Here is a 21,817-nt window from a genome sequence, read left to right as displayed (position 1 = left end):
ATATGACTGAAAAGGTATTTCTAAATAAAGGGTTACCACCTTATTTTAGTTCAATCTACACTTTTTGCTTAGGCATACACAGTCTACTGATAAGATTTCTTCAAAAGTACACTTACTTTTTAGCCGGTGGAGTAATCATAATGTGGGCTTTGTGGGTGCCAGGATCCATAATCCAGGGCATACCTGGGGCTTCGGGTTTTAGGGGCAAACCGGTACTTTCAGACGTAGCATAGGGAATATACACCACATACCGGTAATTGCCTTCTTTCACATCGCCGGTAGACAGGTCCACATTCTCGTCTGTAGCTGTAAATACAAACAAAGTAGAGGGGTTTTTAGGCATCTTCAACTTACCAGATTTAGCTTCTTTCTCTCGCATATCGCTGATCTCCTGAAAAGATTTACCTTCCTTTTTCAGCTCCCGCCCACGGGCCATAAACGGTTCCAGGTCTTTGTGGTAGCAGGATACATTGAAGCCTTTCTGTGCCGGATCATCTGCCAGACAGATCATTTCATTGGTTCCTTTACGCAATACGGCAAAGTCGCCATTAGGGGAATAGCCATAAACGGTGGCTTTATCCCGCATATCGGCCGGGGCAGCCATTACAGCTGCTTTAATTTGGGCTTCAGCAGAAGGAATGGTAGCTTGGGCAAAGCTAAAGCAGGAAATAAACAACAGGCTTATACTGGTAAGGATGGTTTTCATAAAGTAAAAAAGTTGATAAATAAAATGGCAGTTTAACTATTGAATCGAATGGATTTATTGCAACAAAATAGTCTTTAAGATTGAACAATTCAATTATTTAGTATACTTTATTCAGTAATCTGTTTAGAAACATCTCCTGTGCATGCTTAGTAAAATTTTATGGGCAGGCATGAGTACAAAATCGCCAATTTTTTATCTTACTTAAGAAGCAATAGCACTTCTTGTATAAATTATTTTATCTTTTAAATACATTCAGCAAAACACATATAATGATTTCCATTAACAGCCGCCTGCAACCCACTGACCTCCAAGCCAAACTCAATACCTTCTGGGAACTTTCCGGAAATAAAATCGGCTTGATGGACAAAAAATACGATGTATCCAAAGGCTCCCCGGTATTTACCATCAAAGGCCAGTACAGCACCCGTGGCTGGACCGAGTGGACACAGGGCTTTCAGTTTGGTTCAGCTATTCTTCAATACGATGCCACCGGAGAGAAGGAATTTTTGCAAAGCGGAAGGAAAAAAACACTGGAAGTAATGGCTCCGCATATCAGCCATATTGGTGTACACGATCATGGCTTTAATAACGTAAGTACCTATGGCAATCTGCTGCGGCTGATGAAGGAAGGCAAAACGGAGTATAATGAGTGGGAAAAGAACTTTTATGAACTGGCATTGAAAATTTCCGGTGTCGTGCAAGCCAGTCGCTGGACTACCATCAAAAACGGGGGGTTTATTCATTCCTTCAACGGTCCACATTCCTTGTTTGTCGATACCATCCGTTCGTGCCGGGCTTTGGTGGTAAGCCATCTGCTGGGCCATGTGTTTCAGGCAGAGAATGATGTAAAGATAAATCTGTTGGAGAGAGCCTTGCTTCATAGCAAAGCCACCGCCAATTATTCGGTATACTACGGGGAAGGACGCGACTCCTATGATATCTGGGGACGTACCGCTCACGAAAGTATTTTCAATACCAAAGATGGCAATTTCCGCAGTCCTAACTCTCAGCAAGGCTATTCTGGCTTTACCACCTGGACACGTGGCCTGGCATGGGCAATGTGTGGCTTTGCCGAAGAACTGGAATGCCTTGAAATATTACCTGATACAGAATTAGAGGCCTTCGGTGGAAGAAAGCAGCTTGAAGAGTTTATGCTGAAAGCTGCCAGAGCCACCTGTGATTTTTATATAGCCCATACGCCGGTAGATGGCATTCCTTATTGGGATACTGGGGCACCAAACCTGCATAAATTAGGTAATTATCTGGAACGTCCAGCTGAACCTTATAATGAACACGAACCGGTAGACAGCTCAGCTGCAGCCATTGGAGCCCAAGGGTTGCTACGGTTAGGCAACTATTTAATAAACAAAGGGCAAACGGATGATGGAAATACCTACCGTCAGGCAGGTTTAACGGTGCTGAATAGATTATTGGAAGAGCCCTATCTGAGTACAGATCCCAATCATCAGGGATTGTTGCTGCACTCTATTTATCACCGCCCGAATGGATGGGATTATGTACCGGAAGGAAGTAAAATCCCCTATGGCGAATCCAGTATGTGGGGCGATTATCATATCCGGGAACTGGCCTTGTATGTAGGGCGGATGATTAAAAACGAGCCGTATTACACGTTTTATTCCTGCGCGTCTGGGCAATGACCAATGATTACTGACGAATGACTGCTGACGAATGACTACTGAAAATTCTTACTGACCATTGTCTAATGACTACTCCCCCTAAACCTGTAACAGATTTTTCGAAACTCTGTATCCATACTATTACCACTAAACCCTGGACCATTGAAGAAGCCGCCAGACACTATTTTGAAGAAGGCATTGGGGGTATTACGGTCTGGAGAGATGCCTTATATGGGAGAGATATTAAACAAACCGGGCAAATGCTGCGGGATTATAACTTACAGGTAATCTCTTTATGCCGCGGCGGTTTCTTTCCGCATCTGGAGGCAAGTGGCCGACAAAAAGCCATTGATGATAACAAAAAAGCCGTAGATGAAGCAGCTGCCTTAGGTGCCCCTATGATTGTACTCGTATGTGGAGCCGTACCTGGTCAACCGTTGGAAGAATCACGAAAGCAGATAAAAGAGGGAATTCAAACGGTATTGCCTTATGCGGAGAGTGCCGGGGTTAAATTAGCCATAGAGCCGCTTCACCCCATGTATGCCGATAGCCGCTCTGCCATCAACACCTTAGCTCAGGCAAATGATATGGCAGAAGAAATTAACTCTGCCTATGTAGGAGTAGCCGTGGACGTATACCACCTCTGGTGGGACCCATACCTGGAAGCCGAAATTGCCCGTTGCGGCAAAAATGGACACCTGTTTGCCTTCCACATCTGCGACTGGAAAACCCCTACTACCGATATGCTGAATGACCGCGGTTTAATGGGTGAAGGCTGTATTCCTGTGAGGCAAATCCGCAGCTGGGTGGAGAAAGCCGGGTTCAATGGCTTTAATGAGGTAGAAATATTTTCTACTAAATACTGGTCCGAAGATCAATCTGCTTTTCTGAAGAAGATTAAAGAGGCGTATCTGGAGCACTCTTGAAGATGGAATTTACTTGTAGATGTTTAAAGAGTAGAATATATAATGTGTAGATACTTATTATGTTCAGCACTTCCTCTTTCATATGAAAAAAGTTTTTGCAATATTATTCCTATTTACGCTGATTGGATGTGATAAGTCACCATCCTCAGAAAGGGAAATAGATGCAATTCTTGATGAGTTTGAATGGCAACTGCAGAAAGATCTACGTGACGACAATCTCAATGGGAGCATGTCAATGGTCATTGTGAAAGGAGATCAAATTATCCGGTCAAAAGCTTTTGGAATATCAGATTTAAAGGGTTTACAGGCAGACACAAACAATATTTACAGAATAGGATCCATTTCCAAATCATTCACAGCATTTCTGATGATGCAACTGATAAAAGAGGGTACTATATCTCTGGATGAACCAGTTGAGAAGTATTTACCAGAGGTTAGAAAGATTAAAGGGTATTCGGATTCTACAAAATTCACCTTTCGTCAATTAGCTAGTCATACATCAGGCTTGACTCACCTTCCTCACATGCAATATCGCCATGGGAGTGTGGAGGAATGGGAGTCAATTTTAGTAGACTGCCTGCCATTCACAGATTTTACCCACAAACCAGGTGAGAAATACAATTATTCAAATATAGGCTTTGGCATTCTAGGATTGGCTCTTTCCCGTGCTTCTGACAAACCATTTATTGAGTTGATGCAAACAAAAGTATTTGACCCTTTAGGTATGACAAATACTTTCTACACCATACCTAAAGACAGGATGCAGCACTGGGCTCACGGCAGATCTGGCGGCCCTATGGGTGGGTATGACGATGAGCGGCCAGAAAAAGAACTGGTGGGAAGAAGTTGGGCTGTGCCTAATGGTGGGATCTGGTCAACTGCCAATGATTTAGCCAGGTTTATGATTTGTAACATGGGTTATTCTCAAATAGTGAGTCAGGATGATTTGATAGCCATGCAGACTACGCAAACACCAGAAGGAAGTTGGGAAGAAAACTACGGACTTGGTTTTACCATCTATCAGGATAGCATTGTTCATACGATTGGCCATCAGGGAGGTACGCCCGGATATAGAGCAAATTTACTTTTTGAGACAGATTCTCAATATGGAGTAGTCCTGCTCAGAAATTATAACTGGGGAATAACGGATTTGAACTTACGATCAACGGTATTGCTAAGAGAATTAAAAGAAGTTCTTACTACCCAAAACTGAAATGAATATGGCAAACGATAGCGTACAAGCCTGAAAATAATAGATAAGTACTATCAACAAAAAGAAGAAACTACTCTAAAGAATAGAATTATTAACAAAATCCAAACAACCCCCAATTCCATGAAGGAACATAAAGTAGGCATTATCATGAACGGCGTTACTGGCCGGATGGGTACCAATCAGCACCTGATGCGTTCTATTGTAGAAATTATTAGGCAAGGCGGTGTCAAAATAAGCCCCAGTGAAGTGATTATGCCAGATCCCATACTGGTAGGCCGCGATATAAATAAACTCCAGAAACTCAGTAAACTATCAGGAGTAGAAAAAATCACCACCAATGTAGATGAACCCCTGGCAGATCCTTATTACAGCATTTATTTCGATGCCCAAACCACCGGCCGGCGGGCAGAAGGCGTACGCAAAGCCGTAAAAGCCGGCAAAAACGTGTACTGCGAAAAACCTACTGCCGTAGATGCAAAAACTGCCCTGGAATTATATACCTTGTGCACAGAAGCCGGACTAAAAAATGGCGTAGTACAGGATAAACTTTGGCTACCTGGCTTGCTGAAATTGCAAAGGCTAATTCAGAATGGATTTTTTGGCCAGATATTATCGGTACGGGGAGAGTTTGGCTACTGGGTGTTTGAAGGTCATACCATTCCGGCACAGCGGCCTTCCTGGAATTACCGCAAAGAAGACGATGGAGGTATTATTGTAGATATGCTCTGTCACTGGCGGTATGTACTGGATAATATTTTCGGAAAAGTGAAAGCGGTATCCTGCCTGGGTGCTACCCATATTCCCGAACGCATAGACGAACAAGGCAAACCCTATACATGCACCGCCGACGATGCCGCCTATGCCACCTTTGAACTGGAAGGAGGCATAATAGCCCAGTTCAATTCCTCCTGGACGGTACGTGTTCGCCGGGATGACCTATTAACCTTGCAAGTGGATGGTACCAAAGGCTCTGCGGTGGCCGGCTTACGCGAATGTTATATTCAACACTATGGCAATACGCCCAAACCAGTCTGGAACCCAGATATTGAGCAGCCAATTAAATTTTTTGAAGGATGGGCAAAAGTACCAGAGCAGGAGCCATACGATAATGCTTTTAAAGCACAATGGGAGCTTTTCCTGAAACATGTAGTAAAAGATGATCCCTTTCCCTGGAATTTATATGAGGGAGCTAAAGGTGTACAACTGGCAGAAAAAGGCATAGAAAGCTGGGAAAAACGTTGCTGGGTAAAGGTGGAAGAGTTGTAAGAGTGGATAGAGTATACTGAAATCCAACAGATGAACAAGGAATAATGACTGATGAAGAAATACTACTTAGTCATCCGGCATTCCTTGTTCGGTATTCGAAATTCAATTACCTACTAATTGAGGATAGTAATCATTTATGAAAAAAGTAGCATTTATAACCGGAGGCAGCCGGGGAATCGGATTAGGTATAGCCGAACATCTAGCCAAAAGTGGCTTTGACTTAGCTATCAATGGTGTCCGGGAAGAAGCATCCGTGAAAGACGTGATGGCTCATTTGCAAGGATTAGGAGCTGAGGTGATCTATTGCCAGGGAGATATTGCTTCTAAAGAGGCCAGAGAAGCTATGTTAGCTAAAATTAAAAATCATTTTGGCAGATTGCATGTGCTGGTAAATAATGCAGGGGTAGCTCCTAAAGAACGCCGCGATATTCTGGAAGCTACCGAAGAAAGCTTTCATTATGTACTTTCTACCAACCTGCAAGGAGCTTACTTTCTGACCCAGGCCGCTGCCAACTGGATGATTGCGCAGAAAAACGCGCAAGCCGATTTCTGGGGATGTATTGTTAATGTGTCGTCCATATCAGCTACGGTGGTATCTGTGAACCGGGGAGAGTATTGTATTGCTAAAGCCGGGTTAAGTATGGCTACACAACTATTTGCCGCCCGCTTAGGAGAGTTTAACATTCCGGTATACGAAGTCCGGCCTGGCGTAATCAAAACCGATATGACGGCCGGCGTAACAGAAAAATACGACCGCTTAATAGAGGGAGGCTTATGTGTGCAAAAACGGTGGGGCTACCCCGAAGATGTAGGAAAAGCAGTGGCAGCGCTAGCCAAAGGCGATTTTCCCTATTCTACCGGCCAGGTAATTATGGTAGATGGCGGACTCACCATGCCTAGGTTATAAGTGATGTGCCAATGAGTCATCTGACAAAGTAAAATTTTGTAGGAGCATACTATAGCACATTTCCATATTTTCAAGTTTACACATTTCATCATATTTTTATGCTCAACCAGGCAACCACCCAGACTAATGTATCCAAACAGCTCTTTAAAATTCCGGTAATTGTAGCTGCATTGGGATATTTAGTAGATATGTATGACTTATTTCTGTTCAGTATCGTGCGGGTGCCCAGTCTGCGGGCTTTAGGGCTTACGGATGACAGGCTGCTGGAAGATGGCATTATGCTGTTGGATATGCAAATGGCCGGTTTGTTGATTGGCGGCGTTTTCTGGGGAATTTTAGGAGACAAAAAAGGTCGCTTATCTGTACTGTTTGGTTCTATTCTTATTTATTCTCTTGCCAACCTGGCTAATGGCATGGTAACCACTATTGGGCAATATGCCATACTCCGGTTTATTGCAGGCATTGGCTTAGCTGGGGAATTGGGTGCAGGAATTACGCTGGTAGCCGAGGTATTACCCAAAGAAATCCGCGGCTATGGTACTACCCTTGTAGCCACTATGGGGGTAATGGGTGCCATTCTCGCCTACTTCATTGCCGACCTGTTCGACTGGCGGATCTCGTATTTTATTGGCGGCGGATTAGGATTGCTGTTGCTGCTGATGCGCGTAAAAGTATTTGAATCAGGTATTTTTAAGCAAATTAAACAACAATCTGTACAGCGCGGGAATATCTTCATGATATTTACCAATAAAGCCCGCTTTGCCAAATATATAAAATGTATTCTGGTAGGCTTACCGATATGGTTTGTGATGGGAATTCTGATAACTTTTTCTCCAGAGTTCAGCAAAGCTATGGGAATTAGTGAGCCGGTAGTAGCCGGAAAAGCGGTGATGCTGGCTTTTTCCGGACAAGTTGCCGGCGATATAATCAGTGGCTTTCTTAGCCAGTATGTCAAAAGCCGCAAAAAAGTTATCCGTTTGTTTATCTCGTTGTCCACGCTGTTTATTCTGGTGTATTTATTCTCTCCGGTAAAAGAACTCACCTTTTTTTATGGCATCTGTGTGTTTTTAGGATTTGCCAATGGCTACTGGGCCTTGTTTGTTACTATTGCGGCAGAACTATTTGGTACTAATTTGCGGGCTACCGTTGCCACTACGGTGCCAAACTTTGTGAGAGGTGCTTTTATTCCCATTACTCTGGTTTTCCTGAAAATAAAAGAAAGCGTAGGCGTAGTGTATGGTGGTGCTATTGTAGGAATCATTACAATAGTGGTTGCCTTTATTGCCCTGTATTTTCTGGAAGAAACTTTTCATAAAGACCTGGATTATCTGGAAGAAGAGTAGGGAAATGTGAAAATTTGAAAATATATTCCAATCTGGGTTTCATAGCCATATGCGCTAGTTTGTCTTTTGCATTGTCATCCCCTTTAGGGCATGAATCAAAAATTTCTCCGCCTTTATGGAATCATTGCATTCCCTGCATCATAGAGAAAAAACACATCTATGGGCAAATTCATTATTACCTTCACTCTCGTGGTGTATGCTTTCCTGGGAATGTATGAAGTAAAGCAAGACCATAAAATTACAGGCACCATTACCGATGCCGAAAACAGCTCTCCTTTGCCAGGGGTAAACATCCTCGCAAAAGGCACGTCTATTGGCACCACTTCTGATGCAAAAGGCAACTACGAAATTACAATTCCGCAATCCAATGGTGTAGTAGTGTTCAGCTATATTGGCTATAAGACTTTGGAAGTTAAGGTAAATAACCGGCAGGTAATTGATGTAAAGTTAACACCTGATGTACAAGCCTTGCAAGAGGTGGTTACTATTCATCGGGCAAGGCCGATGGCTAAAAAATTCAAAAATGAAGAAAAAGCTGCCGATGCATATATGATTATGGAGAGTGAGATAACGATGGCTGCCCCCACTGCTCCCATGGGTGTTATGGCTGATGAAGATAGAATTAGCCATAATACAGAAGAATATGAGGCTGTTGAAGAGAATGGCTTCCGCGAGGCGTTAAAAAATCCGCTTTCTACTTTTTCGATCGATGTAGATGCGGCTTCCTACAGCAACATGCGGCGTTTCTTAAATCAAGGACAAATGCCTCCCAAAGATGCCGTTCGGATTGAGGAGATGGTAAATTATTTTACCTACGATTATCCGCAGCCTACAGGCAAAGATCCCTTTTCTATCACGACCGAAATGTCCGATTGTCCCTGGAATAAAAATCACCGGTTAGTGCATATTGGATTGCAAGGCAAAGAAATTCCTACCCAAAACTTGCCGCCTTCTAATCTGGTGTTTTTAGTGGATGTGTCGGGCTCAATGGATTCTCCGGAGAAATTACCTTTACTTAAATCAGCATTTAGTATGTTGTTGGGGCAGTTAAGGCCGCAAGACCGGGTAGCTATAGTCGTATATGCAGGAGCGGCCGGTTTAGTACTGCCAAGTACTTCCGGTAGCCACAAAGAAGAAATACTTGATGCCCTCGATCGTCTGCAAGCTGGCGGGTCTACAGCTGGCGGAGCAGGAATAGAGTTAGCGTACAAAATAGCCAAAGAAAACTTTATAAAAGAAGGCAATAACCGGGTAATTCTGGCTACCGATGGTGATTTTAATGTAGGTGTTTCCAGCAACGCAGCTATGGAAAGACTCATTGAGCAGAAGCGGGAAACAGGTATTTTCCTGACCGTATTAGGCTTTGGCATGGGTAATTACAAAGATTCCAAAATGGAAATTCTGGCAGATAAAGGCAATGGTAATTACGCCTATATTGACAATATGATGGAAGCCCGCAAAGTGTTGGTCAATGAGTTTGGCGGTACCTTGTTTACTATTGCTAAAGATGTAAAAATACAGGTAGAGTTTAACCCGGCTAAAGTAAAAGCTTACCGCTTAGTGGGCTATGAAAACCGTGCCCTGAAAAATGAAGATTTTAACAATGATAAAAAAGATGCCGGTGAGCTAGGTGCAGGCCATACGGTAACTGCTTTATATGAATTAATTCCCGCAGATGCTACCAATACGGATCAGGAAGTGCCTGGTACAGATGAGCTGAAATACCAGAAAAATAAAATTGCTCCCTCTGCTTTCACATCTAAAGAACTCATGACTTTAAAACTCCGCTACAAACAGCCAGATAGTGAAACAAGCCAATTACTTACCAAAAGTTTGGTAAATGAGCCTGTAGCTTTGAGTAAAACTTCTGATAACTTCCGGTTCTCAGCAGCTGTAGCCGGCTTTGGCATGTTACTTCGCAATTCAGAGTTTAAAGGCCAGGCAAATTATACGGATATAGTAAACCTGGCAGAAGGCGCCAAAGGAGCAGACAAAGAAGGCTACCGCACGGAATTTATTAATCTGGTAAAATCCTGCCAATGGATAACAAAGAAGTAGCACAAATTCAGTAATGAAGGAATGCAGGGGTATAAGATAATATTCACCTGCATTCCTTCTTAATAAACACTATCTGTTTCTTGGATTCAATTTGTAAACCAGCCAGTTACTTACTGCTTGTAAGGATAACACCGTACTACATAAGGCTATTCCTGGAAAGAGTACCAGCCACCAGGCGGAAAAGTTGTTGCGGATGCTGGCTACCATTCTGCCCCAGCTGGGTAAATCTACCGGCAAACCTATGTTGAGGAAAGATAAAGTAGATTCTAAGGAAATAAGCCCGGCTGTACCAAAGGTGATGGCTACAATAATAGAAGATAAGGAATTGGGCAATGCATGCCTGATTAGAATATAGAAATCTGCCAGGCCCATGGCTCTGGCAGATTCAATATAGTTTAGTGTTTTAACCCGTAATAACTCTGCCCGGATTAGCCTGGCTGGTTCTGTCCAATATGTAAGTCCGGTGATTAGTATTAGATTATACAAGGAGGGACGTGTATAAGCTGCCAGGCAGAGAATCAGAATAATCCGCGGAACAGACGAAAGCATTTCTATACACTTCATGATCAGCTGGTCTATAGGAATAGATACGTTTAGTGGAAGAAGTATACGTTTATGAAGCCATTTGCTTACCACTAGCCCGGTAGTAAGAATGCTTATAAAAATAAGCCATTTCAGGTAAAAAGGTTGAGTAGCATCTACAGCTGATTCCTTAAACGAATATTCTGGCAAATAAAACCCATAGTAATAGGCCAATACAAAAGTAAGCAAGAGAGTAAACACATGCGTAATACTCAGTCTAATTGCTTTATTGCCATAGAAGCCGGCTATTCCACCAAGTAACAAGCCTAAGGCAGAAGCAATAGCCATAGCTGGCAGACTGAGGAGAATTGCTGTGCGGCAACCATAAATAATATTTGCCAGTACATCACGTCCTAAATGGTCTGTGCCCAGCCAATGAAAGGGTTTCCCGGCTATATAGTCCTGAGTCTGGAGAGGTGGCAAATAGATATGTTGTAAATCTAACGCAGTGGGTGAAAATGGCAAGGGCAGCAGATCAGCAAATACAATACAAAAACCCACCAGACTCAGAAAAAAAAAGGCTGCTTTAGGGGCTCTCTTTTTCTTAAATGCGGATGAGGTGTTTTTTGCTGTTTTAACTTTCATGAAAATCGTATCCGTGGGTCGGCCAGATAATACAGCACATCGGCTATACTGTGGGCTGCCATTTTTGCAAAGGCCATTACCAACACTATTCCCAGAACTACCGGATAGTCTCTGGCTAGTACAGAATCTACCAGCAACCGGCCCATACCTGGAATGGCAAAAATTACTTCTATCACCACAGCACCTCCCAATAGAGCCGGAATAAAGCCAGAAAATAAGGTAATTAATGGCAATAAAGCATTTTTAAAGATATGTTGCCTAACAATCTTCCATTCTGCTATTCCTTTAGCTCTGGCCGTTTGTATGTAATCTGCCTGTTTTACTTCCGTCATTGCAGCATTCAACTGACTGATTACATAGGGGATGCTGCTTACTGTCAGGCAGATACCTGGAATAGCTAGATGGTACAAGCGTATAGAAATTTTTTCGAGCCATGTGGCCTCCTCTGATATGGTGCCTAAGCCATATACCGGGAATAAAGACAAATACTGGTTACTTGCCAGCAAGATAATTAGTAAAGATGCCAGTAAAAACAGCGGAATAGTATCTAGCACATACACTGTATGTAATACTGGTTTGCGTAACCATGAATAATCTTCATGAATCAACAGAAAATTAAGTAGTATGGCTATGGTAAAGATCATCAGCAAGCTACACAACGAAAGTAAAAATGTATTTCCAATAGCCTCTGCTAAAATAGAATGGACTAGTCTGCCATCTCTAAGAGAAATACCCAGATCCCCTTTCACCACATTCCGCAACGATTGGTGATATTGGTTATGGCCACCATGCCAGTTGAATACAGGAATGTATTTTGTATAAGGTGTTTTATTTTGTTGAAGCTGGGTAAAGCTTTGCCTGGTTGCTTCACAAACAGCTAGTATCGCTGGATTAGTTGTGGAACGTTGATGCGTTTGTTCTATAGCAGAAAGTATATGTTGCAGGGTAGTTGCGTCTCTCGCCTCAAAGAGTTTAGTAAGTTGTTTTTGATAATAGGAGCGCAACTGGGGGTCTGATTGCTTTTTACTTATAGCTTTAAGCTTTAATAGATGTGTATAGAATTCAGCTACTAACGGCCAGTTACCGTAGGTTAGAGCCATACTTCTAAGAAATTGCTGCTCGCTTATGGGGAGGATAGATTTTAACGTATCAGGTTCGGCAGCCGACCGGAAGCTAACATAAAATAGTGGAAGATTTTGCCCGGTTCTTTCCAGATACTGTCTGTAAATGGCTGATCTGGAAGCTGAGTTTACACCAGATTCTTCTTCCTGCAGAAAAGTTGCCTCCCCTGGAATCAGTTTAAGTAATACAAACACAGCAGAAGAAATAAACCAAAGCGTTGGAATGATCCACCATATCTGTTTCAGCAGATAGTTAACCATATCAGTTATTGAGCAGAAAACGTAAAAGCACTTACATCAAATCCATACTTGCTAGTGGTTAACCGTGTATTTGTCAGCCGGTTATTTACTGCAATGCGGTTCTTTGCTGTATATAGAAAAATAGGATTGGCTTCTGTATGCAATATCTCTTGAAAACGGAACAGGAGTTGGGCTTTTAATGTATCGTTACTGGCATCGTTTATTGCCTCAATTAATTTGTCGCTTTCCGGAGTGCCGAATCCCGGATAGTTGTTTCCTCCTACTTCTGCACTCTCTGTATGCAGAATTGATTTGTAATCGTATTCTCCTGGGCTACCAGAAATTCCTCTGATAAACATGTCAAACTTGTGAGCGCGTAAATTATCTGTAAGGGTACTCCCTTCCACCGGTTGTATATCTACTGGTACACCAATTTGCTGAGCAGCCTGTTGGAAAATAAGCGCAATATTTTCATACTCCGTGTTGCCTGCCCGGTATTGCAAATTAATTTCGAGAGGTATTGCCGCCTCTGAAATAAATTTTTTCCATTGACCATTTATGTTTTCCCATCCAGCCTGCTTTAATAACTGAACGGCTTTTTGGGGATTATACTCATACGCCCGGATTTGCCTATTATAGAATGGATCATCCGGTTTGAGGGGAGCAATGGTGCGGGTAGCAAAATTCTTTTGAGTAACTTTTATAAAGGCAGGCACATCCAATAAATGGGCTAACGCCTGACGTGTTAAACGGTTGGCAAATTTTTCATCACGGCTGTTAATACCGATGTAGGTAAAATCATGCGTTTCAGGTGTAAATGTGGAGTAGTTTTCCCTAAAATTCTGATCCTGCATTAGATTGACAAAGTCGGTAGCTGGAATATTACTATATACATCGACTCCATTGGTAGTTAATGCACGTAGGGCAGTTGTATTATCTGGAATTATATGAAAATTGATTCTAGGCGGATTAGCTGTTAGATAATTGGGTTTATCCGCTAGAGTTGCAGGCCACCACTTTTCTTTTCGCTCTAAAATAACATGCTCACCTGTTTGCCAATCTCTAACTTTATAGCCTCCACTGCCATTCAAAAATTGGCTTTGTCTATGAACGCTTTCCTTTCCAAACCACTCGGCGTATGCTCTGATTTGGTTGTTAGTTTTTAAGGAGTCAAAGTGAGTCGTGAGTTTTTGAAGGCTAAAGGATTTTAACAGATTGTCTGGATCATAAATATGCAAAGGAAGAATAAACAAAGCGCCAGTAAGCCTGACCGGATCAGCCGTATTTTTGTCACATACAAAGGTTACTGCCGAATGATCTGTTGAATCTGTGAGCACTGCCTGTACGGCTTCGTAGCGCATACGGAGTTTTTCATTGTTTAGCCCGGGACATTTAATCAACTTCATCGAAAAGTCTACATCGTTGCCTGTTACTGGTTTGCCGTTATCCCAGGTTGCTTGTGGCCGCAGTCGGTAGGTAATCAGGATGGTTGAATCAGACCGCTGTACAACAGGTAAGGATTGGGCAAGCAAAGGTTCAAGCGTCGCTTGTGTTCCCGAGGTATACAAAAGGCTTTGAAACAATAAATTTATAATTTGTAAACCTTGTGTATTTGTATAGGTAATAGGATTTATATTCTCTGGATCTTGCGGTAATCTAACCCGTACCTCCTGCACAGCATTCGTGGAATGCTTACAACACGTAAGAAGTGAAAAGGTAAGTACTAGTATAAATCTTATTTCACTCATGCAATAGTAAATTCATATAGCAGATGTAAAATAAGTAAAAAAATACAAACCAAGGGTACGGAACCAGGGTTTATTTGAGTGTTTCATAATCCCTGAGAGTTATAGGCAGAGGGTAGCTAACTAAGGTATGCCTGTAGTCTAAAGGGGAAACCTAATTAAAAAAACCGGTAAGAAAAAGCCTACCGGTTTGGATATTGTATATCTTATCAGCGCAGCAATTTAGTCGTTATCATCCCATCCAATGGCACAAGTTTGTGTGCTAGTACTTGTTGTCGTTTTAGTTGCTGTAGCTTTAGGTGTTGGGCTAGTAGTTAAGAAAGTAGACTGAAGGATAAAGTAAGCAATTAAGGCTGTCATAGTAGTAGATAATTTAAAGTAGTAGTTTATGTTTAGATTTACTTTGTGCTTTATTGATGTTCAAAGATCACAAATAAAAAAAAGGCAAACCAGGAAGATTTGCCTTTGAATGTAACAAGGAAGATAATTTATAGCGTGTATGATTTATTGGTAAAAACTGATTTTTGTCAGGCAATAAAATACAATTACAGACAAAAAATCTGCTAAATTTGATCTATTTGTAACAATATCAATCTAGTTTTTTTTTACATTTTTGGAAAATTATATGGAAAAATATTTAAACAATATATTCATCCGGCAACCATAAGCTGCCGGATGAATGTCGGTACTTCAGTCTACTACTACTGGAGCAACCCGATGAAAATTAATTGCTTGCAACAAAGGTAAAATCCTGAAAATTAAAATAACAGGAAAATTCAGGTATAATTGTAACAGCAGGTAAAAAAAGGGAAAAGCTTTATTTTCTGCGTTTAATGATAGATTTTAGTTTTTGATAAGCAAAAAAATATGGAAGAATTAAGGGAATTGGTAAAAATTGTAACAAACAGGGCTCAAAAAAAAATTGCCTTTCTGGAGTGGGATGCCGAAAAGAAGTTGAGTAAAGATATGGAATTATTTTATGGTATTCAACAGGGAAAGTTCACCTCCGATGAGCAGGCCGCCATTCATTTATATAACAGTACGCCAGACCAAGCCAGTTACAAGATGGCGAAATCCAGGTTACGTAAAAAATTACTAAACCACTTATTCTTTCTTGATTTCAATAACCGTTCTAAAATATCTCATAAATATGAGCAGGAGTGTTTGAATTTATTGCATCAGGCTAGAATGCTTATTAACCTGGGGGAATACAAAACTTCGGAACGATTGCTTAATAAATTACTGAAAATCTCCTTCGAAGCAGAGTTTACTTACATTACCGTCTCAAGCCTGGAGGTACTGCTAGGTATCTACGCACAGGTTGGCAAATCCTACTTATTTTATAAAAGCAAAGAATTGCTTTTGCATTACCGGAATATATTAAAATTTGAACAAGAAGCAGAAGATTATTATAATACTGCCCGGCTTGAGTTGAGTAAATCGATACAGGCACGGAAAGAATTTTTGCCTAAGCTGGTTCCCATACTCGAACGCCTGCACAAACTCTGGAAACAATCGCATTCCTTTAATAACTTCCACTATTATTATAAGTTAAAGATATTTTTCTATGATATGGTAGGGCAGCCTACTGAAATTATCCACATTACTAGCGAATCAGATCAATTGTTTGAGAATGGTAAAATAAATCCCATGCGGTTTGATCACCGGTTTAACAAGTTTATGAATGTGCATGCATACTTACGCAGCAAAGAGTATGAAAAGGGTTTATACTTTGCCAGAGAGTATTTACAAGCTTTTGATCCCTCCTCCAATAACTGGTTTGCGTTTATGGAGAACTATTTTCTGCTAGCTCTGCATGCCCGGGAATATACCCTTGCATTACAAATAATTCAGCAGACTGATGAAAACCCTTTTTTTTCTAAAATCGGACGTATGGCCAAAGAGCGATGGGTGCTTTATAGAAGTTACCTCTATTTTGTACATCCTTCCGAAACTTTGTATTCGGATTTTACCTATCAGACGCTTATTAACTCAGTACCCGAATACGGCAAGGATAAACAAGGCTTTAATGTAGCCATTCTTATTTTACAATACTTATACTTCCTGAAAAAAAATGACCTGGAAAGTCTGTTACATAGGATAGAAGCTATGCGCAAATATGCAGGAACTCATCTAAAAGATAATTTCAGCGACCGGGCAAAAGCCTTTTTTAAATTGCTCATGATTCCAATAAAAGAAGACTTTAAACCTATGTATTGCCGGAAAAAAGGGAAATACTTATATGAGAAATTACAGGTTATAACTCCTCCCGGGGAAGCCTATGCAGAGATAGAGATTATTCCCTATGAACATATTTGGGAAATGATATTGGATATTATGATGGCTACCAAACATCAACTACAGAAAAATATGGGTTAATTGCTCATTTAACATTGAAACCTTATTGATGCACATCGCAGGAAACATTTTAAGTAAATAGCCCTAGTACAGGTTAAATACACTATTTTATTTGTTACAATTTTGCCGGATTAAAGTGATTTTTTGTCTTAGGAATAGAATTGTTGTTTGTTTTTGAGTAATTGCGACATACTTATCAAAAAATTCACCTGATAATGTGTTGTTACTTTTGATTCAATACTTTCCTTTTTTGTTATTAATCAGAAAGGTACTTTTGATATAAGTTACCAGTTTATCAAAAAGCTAATCAGTCCAAACAATCAATCAACCGGTTAATATTCGACCGGTTGACTGATTAAAGTTGTTTATGAAGATACAATATACCAGCTACATACTATATATAATATAACAAACCACCTAAACATTATTTTAGTAAAGGTAATACTATTGTTGCTTCCCTATGTCGCTAAGTTTCCAGGCGAAATATTTGCAACATATAATTTTACCAGAACATAAGCAATTTATTTTTTCTCACGCACTGAATAGTACAAATAACAAGATAAACAGGTAGGCCATATTCTTAGTCGTAGGATTTGTTATTTAGAAGTAAGTGTCTATGTCTGCATCCAACTTTGGTAAGAAAAAAGAGCCTTTCAAACACTTTCCTCAAGTAGTGAAGCGGGCAGGCAATGACCAGTTACAAGAAGACCTGGTAAAGCTTATTCAAGAAAAATACATGCTTACTTCTCACGAAGAGGCTATACACATTCTGCAAACGTATTCTGACATGATTCAGAATATAGTAAAAAAGCAAACAAGGCCTGTTCCTGTAAGTCCTGTTGCTCTCATGACAAGTTCATCCCTTGTAAATACTATTCCTGTAGCTCTGCCAGAGAGTACCTTTCCAAGAGAACTTGAATCTACTCCATCGCCCAAAGAAACAGCAGAAGACACCACACCGGTATTATATGGATGTCATAACGTAGTAACTAACCTACGTACCGTTATGTCAGGAAGTGTTATGCAGTTGTATGGATTGCACCTTGACATTAATAAGCAGGACATCGAACAGGGCTTATACCTGATGGATTTTTCAGGAAATACAATCAAGATAAATACATTAGTACGCATTAAATCCACTAACATCATATTTATGATTCCTAGTGGGCTTCATGCAAATATATACCGATTAGAAATACGTAAAAGAACCTTTGTTACCGACCGTTTACATACTAGTTTACTTCCGGGTTTTATCAGAGTAATCGTTTGATTTATCAATTAACATTTAACTATACTATATGATATAAATTTACCAAAGCATGAGTAAACCAATTCTTATTAGTTATAAAGTGAATGCGAAACAGGGAGCAGTGCGGGATATAATGAAGTTGAAAGGATACGCAGAAACTTGGAAAAAAAATGAAACCGAATACCACTTGCCCGGTACTACGCTTTGGAAGGGAGATACTACCCCTACCCAAGCCATGGAAGATTTACGGAAAGTAGCGAGAGCATTGAACATAGAACTTCTGGGTGTGTCAGCCATTGAACTTTCCGACTGGGATAATCTACCGTTGGAGAATACTGATGATCAATAGTAACCAGAAAGAAGCTTATCTGTTTAAAGTTAGTACTGTTACTTTGTTATACTATTGATTGCTAGCCAAACACATAGCTCAGCAGCCAATAGTATTTTTTATTGTATCTCTTCTCATTTATCCATTCCAACCCATAGTAAGATAGCCGCAAATAAAAAATTGTATTAAATTTGCTAAAAACATCCACTATTTCTTGCCTGTAAAAAAGGCTAAATAAATTTTTATAAAAATTTGAATAAATAAAAAATCCCTCTAATTTTGCATTCCCTAAAATGAAGAACAAATAAAATATTCATCTTAGGAGAAATACTTACATTATTATAATGTAGGAAAAGGGGCGATACCAGAGTGGCCAAATGGGGCAGACTGTAAATCTGCTGACTTATGTCTTCGGTGGTTCGAATCCATCTCGCCCCACGAGATAATGAATATTGATAAATAATTATTGATTAATAAACATCTTTTTAACTAATCATTTTTCATTTGTCAATAAGCATTATACAAGCGGGAGTAGCTCATTTGGTAGAGCGATAGCCTTCCAAGCTATAGGTAGCGGGTTCGAGACCCGTCTCCCGCTCTTTGTCTAGCAGTTAGTTATTAGTTAAGAAACCTCTCACTTTGCAGCGGTGTTATACTAATCGCTAACTGCTAAAAGCTTAGACAAGCCGACGTAGCTCAGGGGTAGAGTACTTCCTTGGTAAGGAAGGGGTCGTGGGTTCAATTCCCATCGTTGGCTCACAAGGAAAAGTCTTACTAACAGCGAAAGTTTACATTTTTATAACTTCTTTTCAACAACTTAAATAAACTAAACAGAGGATTTTCAAATATGGCTAAAGAAACTTTTGACCGTTCCAAGCCCCACGTGAACATTGGTACTATCGGTCACGTTGACCACGGTAAAACTACTTTGACTGCCGCAATCACTAAAGTATTGTCTGAGAAAGGTCTGGCTGAAAAAAGAGACTTCTCACAAATTGATAATGCACCTGAAGAAAGAGAAAGAGGTATCACTATTAATACTTCTCACGTAGAGTATTCTACAGCTGCCCGTCACTATGCACACGTTGACTGTCCAGGCCACGCTGACTATGTGAAAAACATGGTTACTGGTGCTGCTCAGATGGATGGTGCTATTCTGGTAGTAGCTGCTACAGATGGTCCTATGCCGCAAACACGTGAACACATTCTGCTTGCCCGTCAGGTTGGTGTGCCTCAGCTGGTAGTGTTCATGAACAAAGTAGACATGGTTGACGACCCTGAGTTGTTAGAACTTGTTGAAATGGAGATTCGTGAATTATTGAGCTTCTATGAGTTTGATGGTGACAATATACCAGTAATTCAAGGTTCTGCATTAGGTGCGCTGAATGGCGAGCCAAAGTGGGTGAAAACAGTGGAAGCGTTAATGGATGCAGTAGATTCATGGATTCCAATACCAACTCGTCTGACTGATCTGCCATTCTTGATGCCAGTAGAAGACGTTTTCTCTATCACAGGTCGTGGTACAGTAGCTACCGGAAGAATCGAAAGAGGTATTATCAACTCTGGTGAGCCTGTTGAAATCTTAGGTATGGGTGCAGAAAACCTGAAGTCTACTGTAACAGGTGTGGAAATGTTCCGCAAAATTTTGGATAGAGGTGAAGCTGGTGATAACGTAGGTTTATTGTTACGTGGTATTGAAAAAGAAAGTATCCGCCGGGGTATGGTTATTTGCAAGCCAGGTTCTGTAAAACCACATGCAGAGTTCAAAGCAGAAGTGTACGTATTATCCAAAGAAGAAGGTGGCCGTCATACCCCATTTTTCAACAAATACCGTCCACAATTCTACTTAAGAACAACAGACGTTACTGGCGAAATTCAGCTTCCTGCCGACATCGAGATGGTAATGCCGGGTGACAACGTAACTATTACTGTAAAGTTGATCAACCCTGTTGCTATGGAGAAAGGTTTACGTTTTGCTATCCGTGAAGGTGGTAGAACCGTAGGTGCCGGCCAGGTAACAGAAATTATTAGCTAATTCGTTGATTTATATATGCGTTCCTGAAATAATTTTTCAGGAACGCATTTGTTTATACACAAAATTATCTTACTTTTGCAGTCCGTTTTTAAGACAGCAAATACGGGTGTAGCTCAATGGTAGAGTAGCGGTCTCCAAAACCGTTGGCTGGGAGTTCGAGTCTCTCCACCCGTGCATTGCGAATAGCAAAATTTTACAATGGAAAAGTTTACGGCATTTATTAAAGATTCAATAGAAGAAATCAGAACAAAGGTTTCTTGGCCCAAATTCAGCGAATTGCAAAGTAGTTCAACCTTAGTGCTCGTAGCTTCCCTGATTTTCGCACTAATTATAGGGGTTATTGATTTTGGTTTCGAAAATGCAATGACCTGGTTCTATCAATCATTCTAATTTTGTACGATTATACTAATGTATCTTTCTCATGAATGAGTTAAAGTGGTATGTGATAAGAGCTGTAGCAGGCCAGGAGAAAAAGATAAAGTCTTATCTTGAAAATGAAATCGTGAGACAGCGGCTCACTGAATATATCCCACAAATTATTATCCCTTCAGAGAAAGTATATGAAATAAGAAACGGCAAAAAGAGAGTACGGGATAAAATTACATTACCTGGTTATATTATTATATCTGCTGACTTAACCAATGGTGAAGTTTTCCATGTGATTACCAGTATTCCCGGTGTCATAGGATTTTTAGGTTCAGATACTGGCCAGGGCGCAGCTGCTAAAACGCCGGTTCCACTCCGTCAATCGGAAATCAACCGGATTCTGGGAAAAATGGATGAGACCGAAGAAAAAGGGGAGCAACTGGAAACGCCTTTTATTGTGGGAGAAAGTGTGATGGTGATGGATGGTCCTTTCAAAACGTTTAAAGGAACAGTAGAAGAAATTTTTGAAGAGCGGAAGAAACTGAAGGTGATGGTAAAGATTTTCGGTAGAAACACACCAGTTGAGTTAAGTTACATGGAAGTGCAAAAAACGGAATAGAAGCATTGTAAGAAACAAACAGATGAGCATGCTTCCATCATCTGTTTTTCTTGCTGTGCATATTCATATTTTCAAATTAGAGAAAAATGGCTAAAGAAGTTCTTGGATATTTAAAATTACAGGTAAAAGGCGGTGCAGCTAATCCCTCTCCTCCTATAGGACCTGCTTTAGGTAGTAAAGGGTTAAACATTATGGAGTTCTGCAAACAATTCAATGCACGGACCCAAGAGAAAGCCGGACAAATTCTGCCTGTGCTCATCACCTATTACACCGATAAGTCTTTTGAGTTTGTTATTAAAACTCCTCCTGCTCCAGTATTAATTATGGATGCTGCAAAAATTAAAGGAGGGTCAGCGGAGCCTAACCGGAATAAGGTTGGTTCTATCACCTGGGATCAGGTGAAAACCATAGCCCAGACTAAGATGCCCGATTTGAATGCTTTCAAATTAGAATCTGCTATGAAAATGGTAGCTGGTACGGCTAGAAGTATGGGAATCACAGTTACTGGTAATGCACCCTGGGAAAGTTAAATT

Annotated in this window: 18 protein-coding genes and 4 tRNA genes; 18 read left to right on the top strand and 4 right to left on the bottom strand. The window is 40.7% G+C overall.

Going from position 1 to position 21,817, the window contains the following annotated elements; all coding sequences use genetic code 11:
- Nucleotides 1-112 precede the first annotated feature (112 nt).
- Nucleotides 113-706 carry a hypothetical protein gene (locus Q0590_RS28930; RefSeq protein WP_302041134.1) on the bottom strand — a complete coding sequence of 198 codons (594 nt, stop codon included), beginning with the start codon at nucleotides 704-706 and terminating at the stop codon, nucleotides 113-115.
- A gap of 269 nt (nucleotides 707-975) precedes the next feature.
- Here Q0590_RS28930 and Q0590_RS28925 point away from each other — a divergent pair, with 269 nt between their 5' ends.
- From Q0590_RS28925 to Q0590_RS28895, 7 genes are all read left to right on the top strand, one after another.
- The gene (locus Q0590_RS28925; protein ID WP_302041133.1) at nucleotides 976-2,364 is read left to right on the top strand and encodes a glycoside hydrolase family 88 protein; all 1,389 of its coding nucleotides are present in this window, start codon (nucleotides 976-978) and stop codon (nucleotides 2,362-2,364) included.
- Between the two features lie 65 nt (nucleotides 2,365-2,429).
- Nucleotides 2,430-3,269 carry a sugar phosphate isomerase/epimerase family protein gene (locus Q0590_RS28920; RefSeq protein ID WP_302041132.1) on the top strand — a complete coding sequence of 280 codons (840 nt, stop codon included), beginning with the start codon at nucleotides 2,430-2,432 and terminating at the stop codon, nucleotides 3,267-3,269.
- Nucleotides 3,270-3,351: 82 nt separating this feature from the next.
- Nucleotides 3,352-4,482, top strand: coding sequence for a serine hydrolase domain-containing protein (locus tag Q0590_RS28915; protein WP_302041131.1), 1,131 nt, complete (start codon nucleotides 3,352-3,354; stop codon nucleotides 4,480-4,482).
- A gap of 120 nt (nucleotides 4,483-4,602) precedes the next feature.
- Nucleotides 4,603-5,748 carry a Gfo/Idh/MocA family protein gene (locus Q0590_RS28910; RefSeq protein ID WP_302041130.1) on the top strand — a complete coding sequence of 382 codons (1,146 nt, stop codon included), beginning with the start codon at nucleotides 4,603-4,605 and terminating at the stop codon, nucleotides 5,746-5,748.
- A gap of 136 nt (nucleotides 5,749-5,884) precedes the next feature.
- The gene (locus Q0590_RS28905; RefSeq protein ID WP_302041129.1) at nucleotides 5,885-6,655 is read left to right on the top strand and encodes a 3-ketoacyl-ACP reductase; all 771 of its coding nucleotides are present in this window, start codon (nucleotides 5,885-5,887) and stop codon (nucleotides 6,653-6,655) included.
- Nucleotides 6,656-6,753: 98 nt separating this feature from the next.
- On the top strand, nucleotides 6,754-7,998 hold the full coding sequence (locus Q0590_RS28900) for an MFS transporter (protein WP_302041128.1): 1,245 nt from the start codon (nucleotides 6,754-6,756) through the stop codon (nucleotides 7,996-7,998).
- Between the two features lie 159 nt (nucleotides 7,999-8,157).
- Nucleotides 8,158-10,056, top strand: a complete 1,899-nt coding sequence (locus tag Q0590_RS28895; protein WP_302041127.1) for a vWA domain-containing protein — start codon at nucleotides 8,158-8,160, stop codon at nucleotides 10,054-10,056.
- A 69-nt stretch (nucleotides 10,057-10,125) separates the two neighbouring features.
- On the opposite strand, the gene Q0590_RS28890 is transcribed toward Q0590_RS28895, so the two are convergent.
- The 3 genes from Q0590_RS28890 to Q0590_RS28880 are packed head-to-tail and all read right to left on the bottom strand — an operon-like array spanning nucleotide 10,126 to nucleotide 14,332.
- Complete coding sequence (locus tag Q0590_RS28890) at nucleotides 10,126-11,223, bottom strand: ABC transporter permease (RefSeq protein ID WP_302041126.1); 1,098 nt, start codon at nucleotides 11,221-11,223, stop codon at nucleotides 10,126-10,128.
- Entirely contained in the window at nucleotides 11,220-12,605 is a 1,386-nt protein-coding gene (locus Q0590_RS28885; RefSeq protein WP_302041125.1) for an ABC transporter permease, read from the bottom strand. The genes Q0590_RS28890 and Q0590_RS28885 overlap by 4 nt, the downstream gene beginning before the upstream one ends.
- 5 nt (nucleotides 12,606-12,610) lie before the next feature.
- Entirely contained in the window at nucleotides 12,611-14,332 is a 1,722-nt protein-coding gene (locus tag Q0590_RS28880; protein ID WP_302041124.1) for an ABC transporter substrate-binding protein, read from the bottom strand.
- Between the two features lie 864 nt (nucleotides 14,333-15,196).
- On the opposite strand from Q0590_RS28880, the gene Q0590_RS28875 reads away from it, so the two are divergent.
- From Q0590_RS28875 to rplK, 11 genes are all read left to right on the top strand, one after another.
- Entirely contained in the window at nucleotides 15,197-16,708 is a 1,512-nt protein-coding gene (locus tag Q0590_RS28875; protein ID WP_302041123.1) for a hypothetical protein, read from the top strand.
- Nucleotides 16,709-17,303: 595 nt separating this feature from the next.
- A complete protein-coding gene (locus Q0590_RS28870) occupies nucleotides 17,304-17,957 on the top strand; it encodes a DUF4469 domain-containing protein (RefSeq protein WP_302041122.1) in 654 nt (217 codons plus the stop codon).
- Nucleotides 17,958-18,006: 49 nt separating this feature from the next.
- On the top strand, nucleotides 18,007-18,285 hold the full coding sequence (locus tag Q0590_RS28865; RefSeq protein ID WP_302041121.1) for a hypothetical protein: 279 nt from the start codon (nucleotides 18,007-18,009) through the stop codon (nucleotides 18,283-18,285).
- A gap of 334 nt (nucleotides 18,286-18,619) precedes the next feature.
- A tRNA-Tyr gene (locus Q0590_RS28860) sits at nucleotides 18,620-18,702 on the top strand.
- A gap of 87 nt (nucleotides 18,703-18,789) precedes the next feature.
- Nucleotides 18,790-18,862 (top strand) — tRNA-Gly (locus Q0590_RS28855).
- A gap of 87 nt (nucleotides 18,863-18,949) precedes the next feature.
- Nucleotides 18,950-19,021: transfer RNA gene (locus Q0590_RS28850), tRNA-Thr, on the top strand.
- 90 nt (nucleotides 19,022-19,111) lie between these two features.
- Complete coding sequence (tuf, locus tag Q0590_RS28845) at nucleotides 19,112-20,299, top strand: elongation factor Tu (protein ID WP_302041120.1); 1,188 nt, start codon at nucleotides 19,112-19,114, stop codon at nucleotides 20,297-20,299.
- Nucleotides 20,300-20,401: 102 nt separating this feature from the next.
- Nucleotides 20,402-20,473: transfer RNA gene (locus Q0590_RS28840), tRNA-Trp, on the top strand.
- A 24-nt stretch (nucleotides 20,474-20,497) separates the two neighbouring features.
- Nucleotides 20,498-20,689: a preprotein translocase subunit SecE gene (secE, locus tag Q0590_RS28835; protein WP_302041119.1), complete on the top strand. Its 192-nt coding sequence runs from the start codon at nucleotides 20,498-20,500 to the stop codon at nucleotides 20,687-20,689.
- A 31-nt stretch (nucleotides 20,690-20,720) separates the two neighbouring features.
- Entirely contained in the window at nucleotides 20,721-21,284 is a 564-nt protein-coding gene (gene nusG, locus Q0590_RS28830; protein WP_302041118.1) for a transcription termination/antitermination protein NusG, read from the top strand.
- An 86-nt stretch (nucleotides 21,285-21,370) separates the two neighbouring features.
- A complete protein-coding gene (rplK, locus tag Q0590_RS28825) occupies nucleotides 21,371-21,814 on the top strand; it encodes a 50S ribosomal protein L11 (protein WP_302041117.1) in 444 nt (147 codons plus the stop codon).
- Nucleotides 21,815-21,817 lie beyond the last annotated feature (3 nt).

Source organism: Rhodocytophaga aerolata (assembly GCF_030503435.1).
Classification (GTDB): domain Bacteria; phylum Bacteroidota; class Bacteroidia; order Cytophagales; family 172606-1; genus Rhodocytophaga; species Rhodocytophaga aerolata.
Note: the sequence above shows the minus strand (reverse complement) of the source record. Positions and strands in the feature narration are given on the sequence as shown.

Excerpts from the sequence above, each read along its gene's own strand:
- Q0590_RS28930 (WP_302041134.1), bottom strand. The coding sequence starts at position 706 with ATGAAAACCATCCTTACCAGTATAAGCCTGTTGTTTATTTCCTGCTTT.
- Q0590_RS28925 (WP_302041133.1), top strand. The coding sequence starts at position 976 with ATGATTTCCATTAACAGCCGCCTGCAACCCACTGACCTCCAAGCCAAA.
- Q0590_RS28920 (WP_302041132.1), top strand. The coding sequence starts at position 2,430 with ATGACTACTCCCCCTAAACCTGTAACAGATTTTTCGAAACTCTGTATC.
- Q0590_RS28915 (WP_302041131.1), top strand. The coding sequence starts at position 3,352 with ATGAAAAAAGTTTTTGCAATATTATTCCTATTTACGCTGATTGGATGT.
- Q0590_RS28910 (WP_302041130.1), top strand. The coding sequence starts at position 4,603 with ATGAAGGAACATAAAGTAGGCATTATCATGAACGGCGTTACTGGCCGG.
- Q0590_RS28905 (WP_302041129.1), top strand. The coding sequence starts at position 5,885 with ATGAAAAAAGTAGCATTTATAACCGGAGGCAGCCGGGGAATCGGATTA.
- Q0590_RS28900 (WP_302041128.1), top strand. The coding sequence starts at position 6,754 with ATGCTCAACCAGGCAACCACCCAGACTAATGTATCCAAACAGCTCTTT.
- Q0590_RS28895 (WP_302041127.1), top strand. The coding sequence starts at position 8,158 with ATGGGCAAATTCATTATTACCTTCACTCTCGTGGTGTATGCTTTCCTG.
- Q0590_RS28890 (WP_302041126.1), bottom strand. The coding sequence starts at position 11,223 with ATGAAAGTTAAAACAGCAAAAAACACCTCATCCGCATTTAAGAAAAAG.
- Q0590_RS28885 (WP_302041125.1), bottom strand. The coding sequence starts at position 12,605 with ATGGTTAACTATCTGCTGAAACAGATATGGTGGATCATTCCAACGCTT.
- Q0590_RS28880 (WP_302041124.1), bottom strand. The coding sequence starts at position 14,332 with ATGAGTGAAATAAGATTTATACTAGTACTTACCTTTTCACTTCTTACG.
- Q0590_RS28875 (WP_302041123.1), top strand. The coding sequence starts at position 15,197 with ATGGAAGAATTAAGGGAATTGGTAAAAATTGTAACAAACAGGGCTCAA.
- Q0590_RS28870 (WP_302041122.1), top strand. The coding sequence starts at position 17,304 with ATGTCTGCATCCAACTTTGGTAAGAAAAAAGAGCCTTTCAAACACTTT.
- Q0590_RS28865 (WP_302041121.1), top strand. The coding sequence starts at position 18,007 with ATGAGTAAACCAATTCTTATTAGTTATAAAGTGAATGCGAAACAGGGA.
- tuf (WP_302041120.1), top strand. The coding sequence starts at position 19,112 with ATGGCTAAAGAAACTTTTGACCGTTCCAAGCCCCACGTGAACATTGGT.
- secE (WP_302041119.1), top strand. The coding sequence starts at position 20,498 with ATGGAAAAGTTTACGGCATTTATTAAAGATTCAATAGAAGAAATCAGA.
- nusG (WP_302041118.1), top strand. The coding sequence starts at position 20,721 with ATGAATGAGTTAAAGTGGTATGTGATAAGAGCTGTAGCAGGCCAGGAG.
- rplK (WP_302041117.1), top strand. The coding sequence starts at position 21,371 with ATGGCTAAAGAAGTTCTTGGATATTTAAAATTACAGGTAAAAGGCGGT.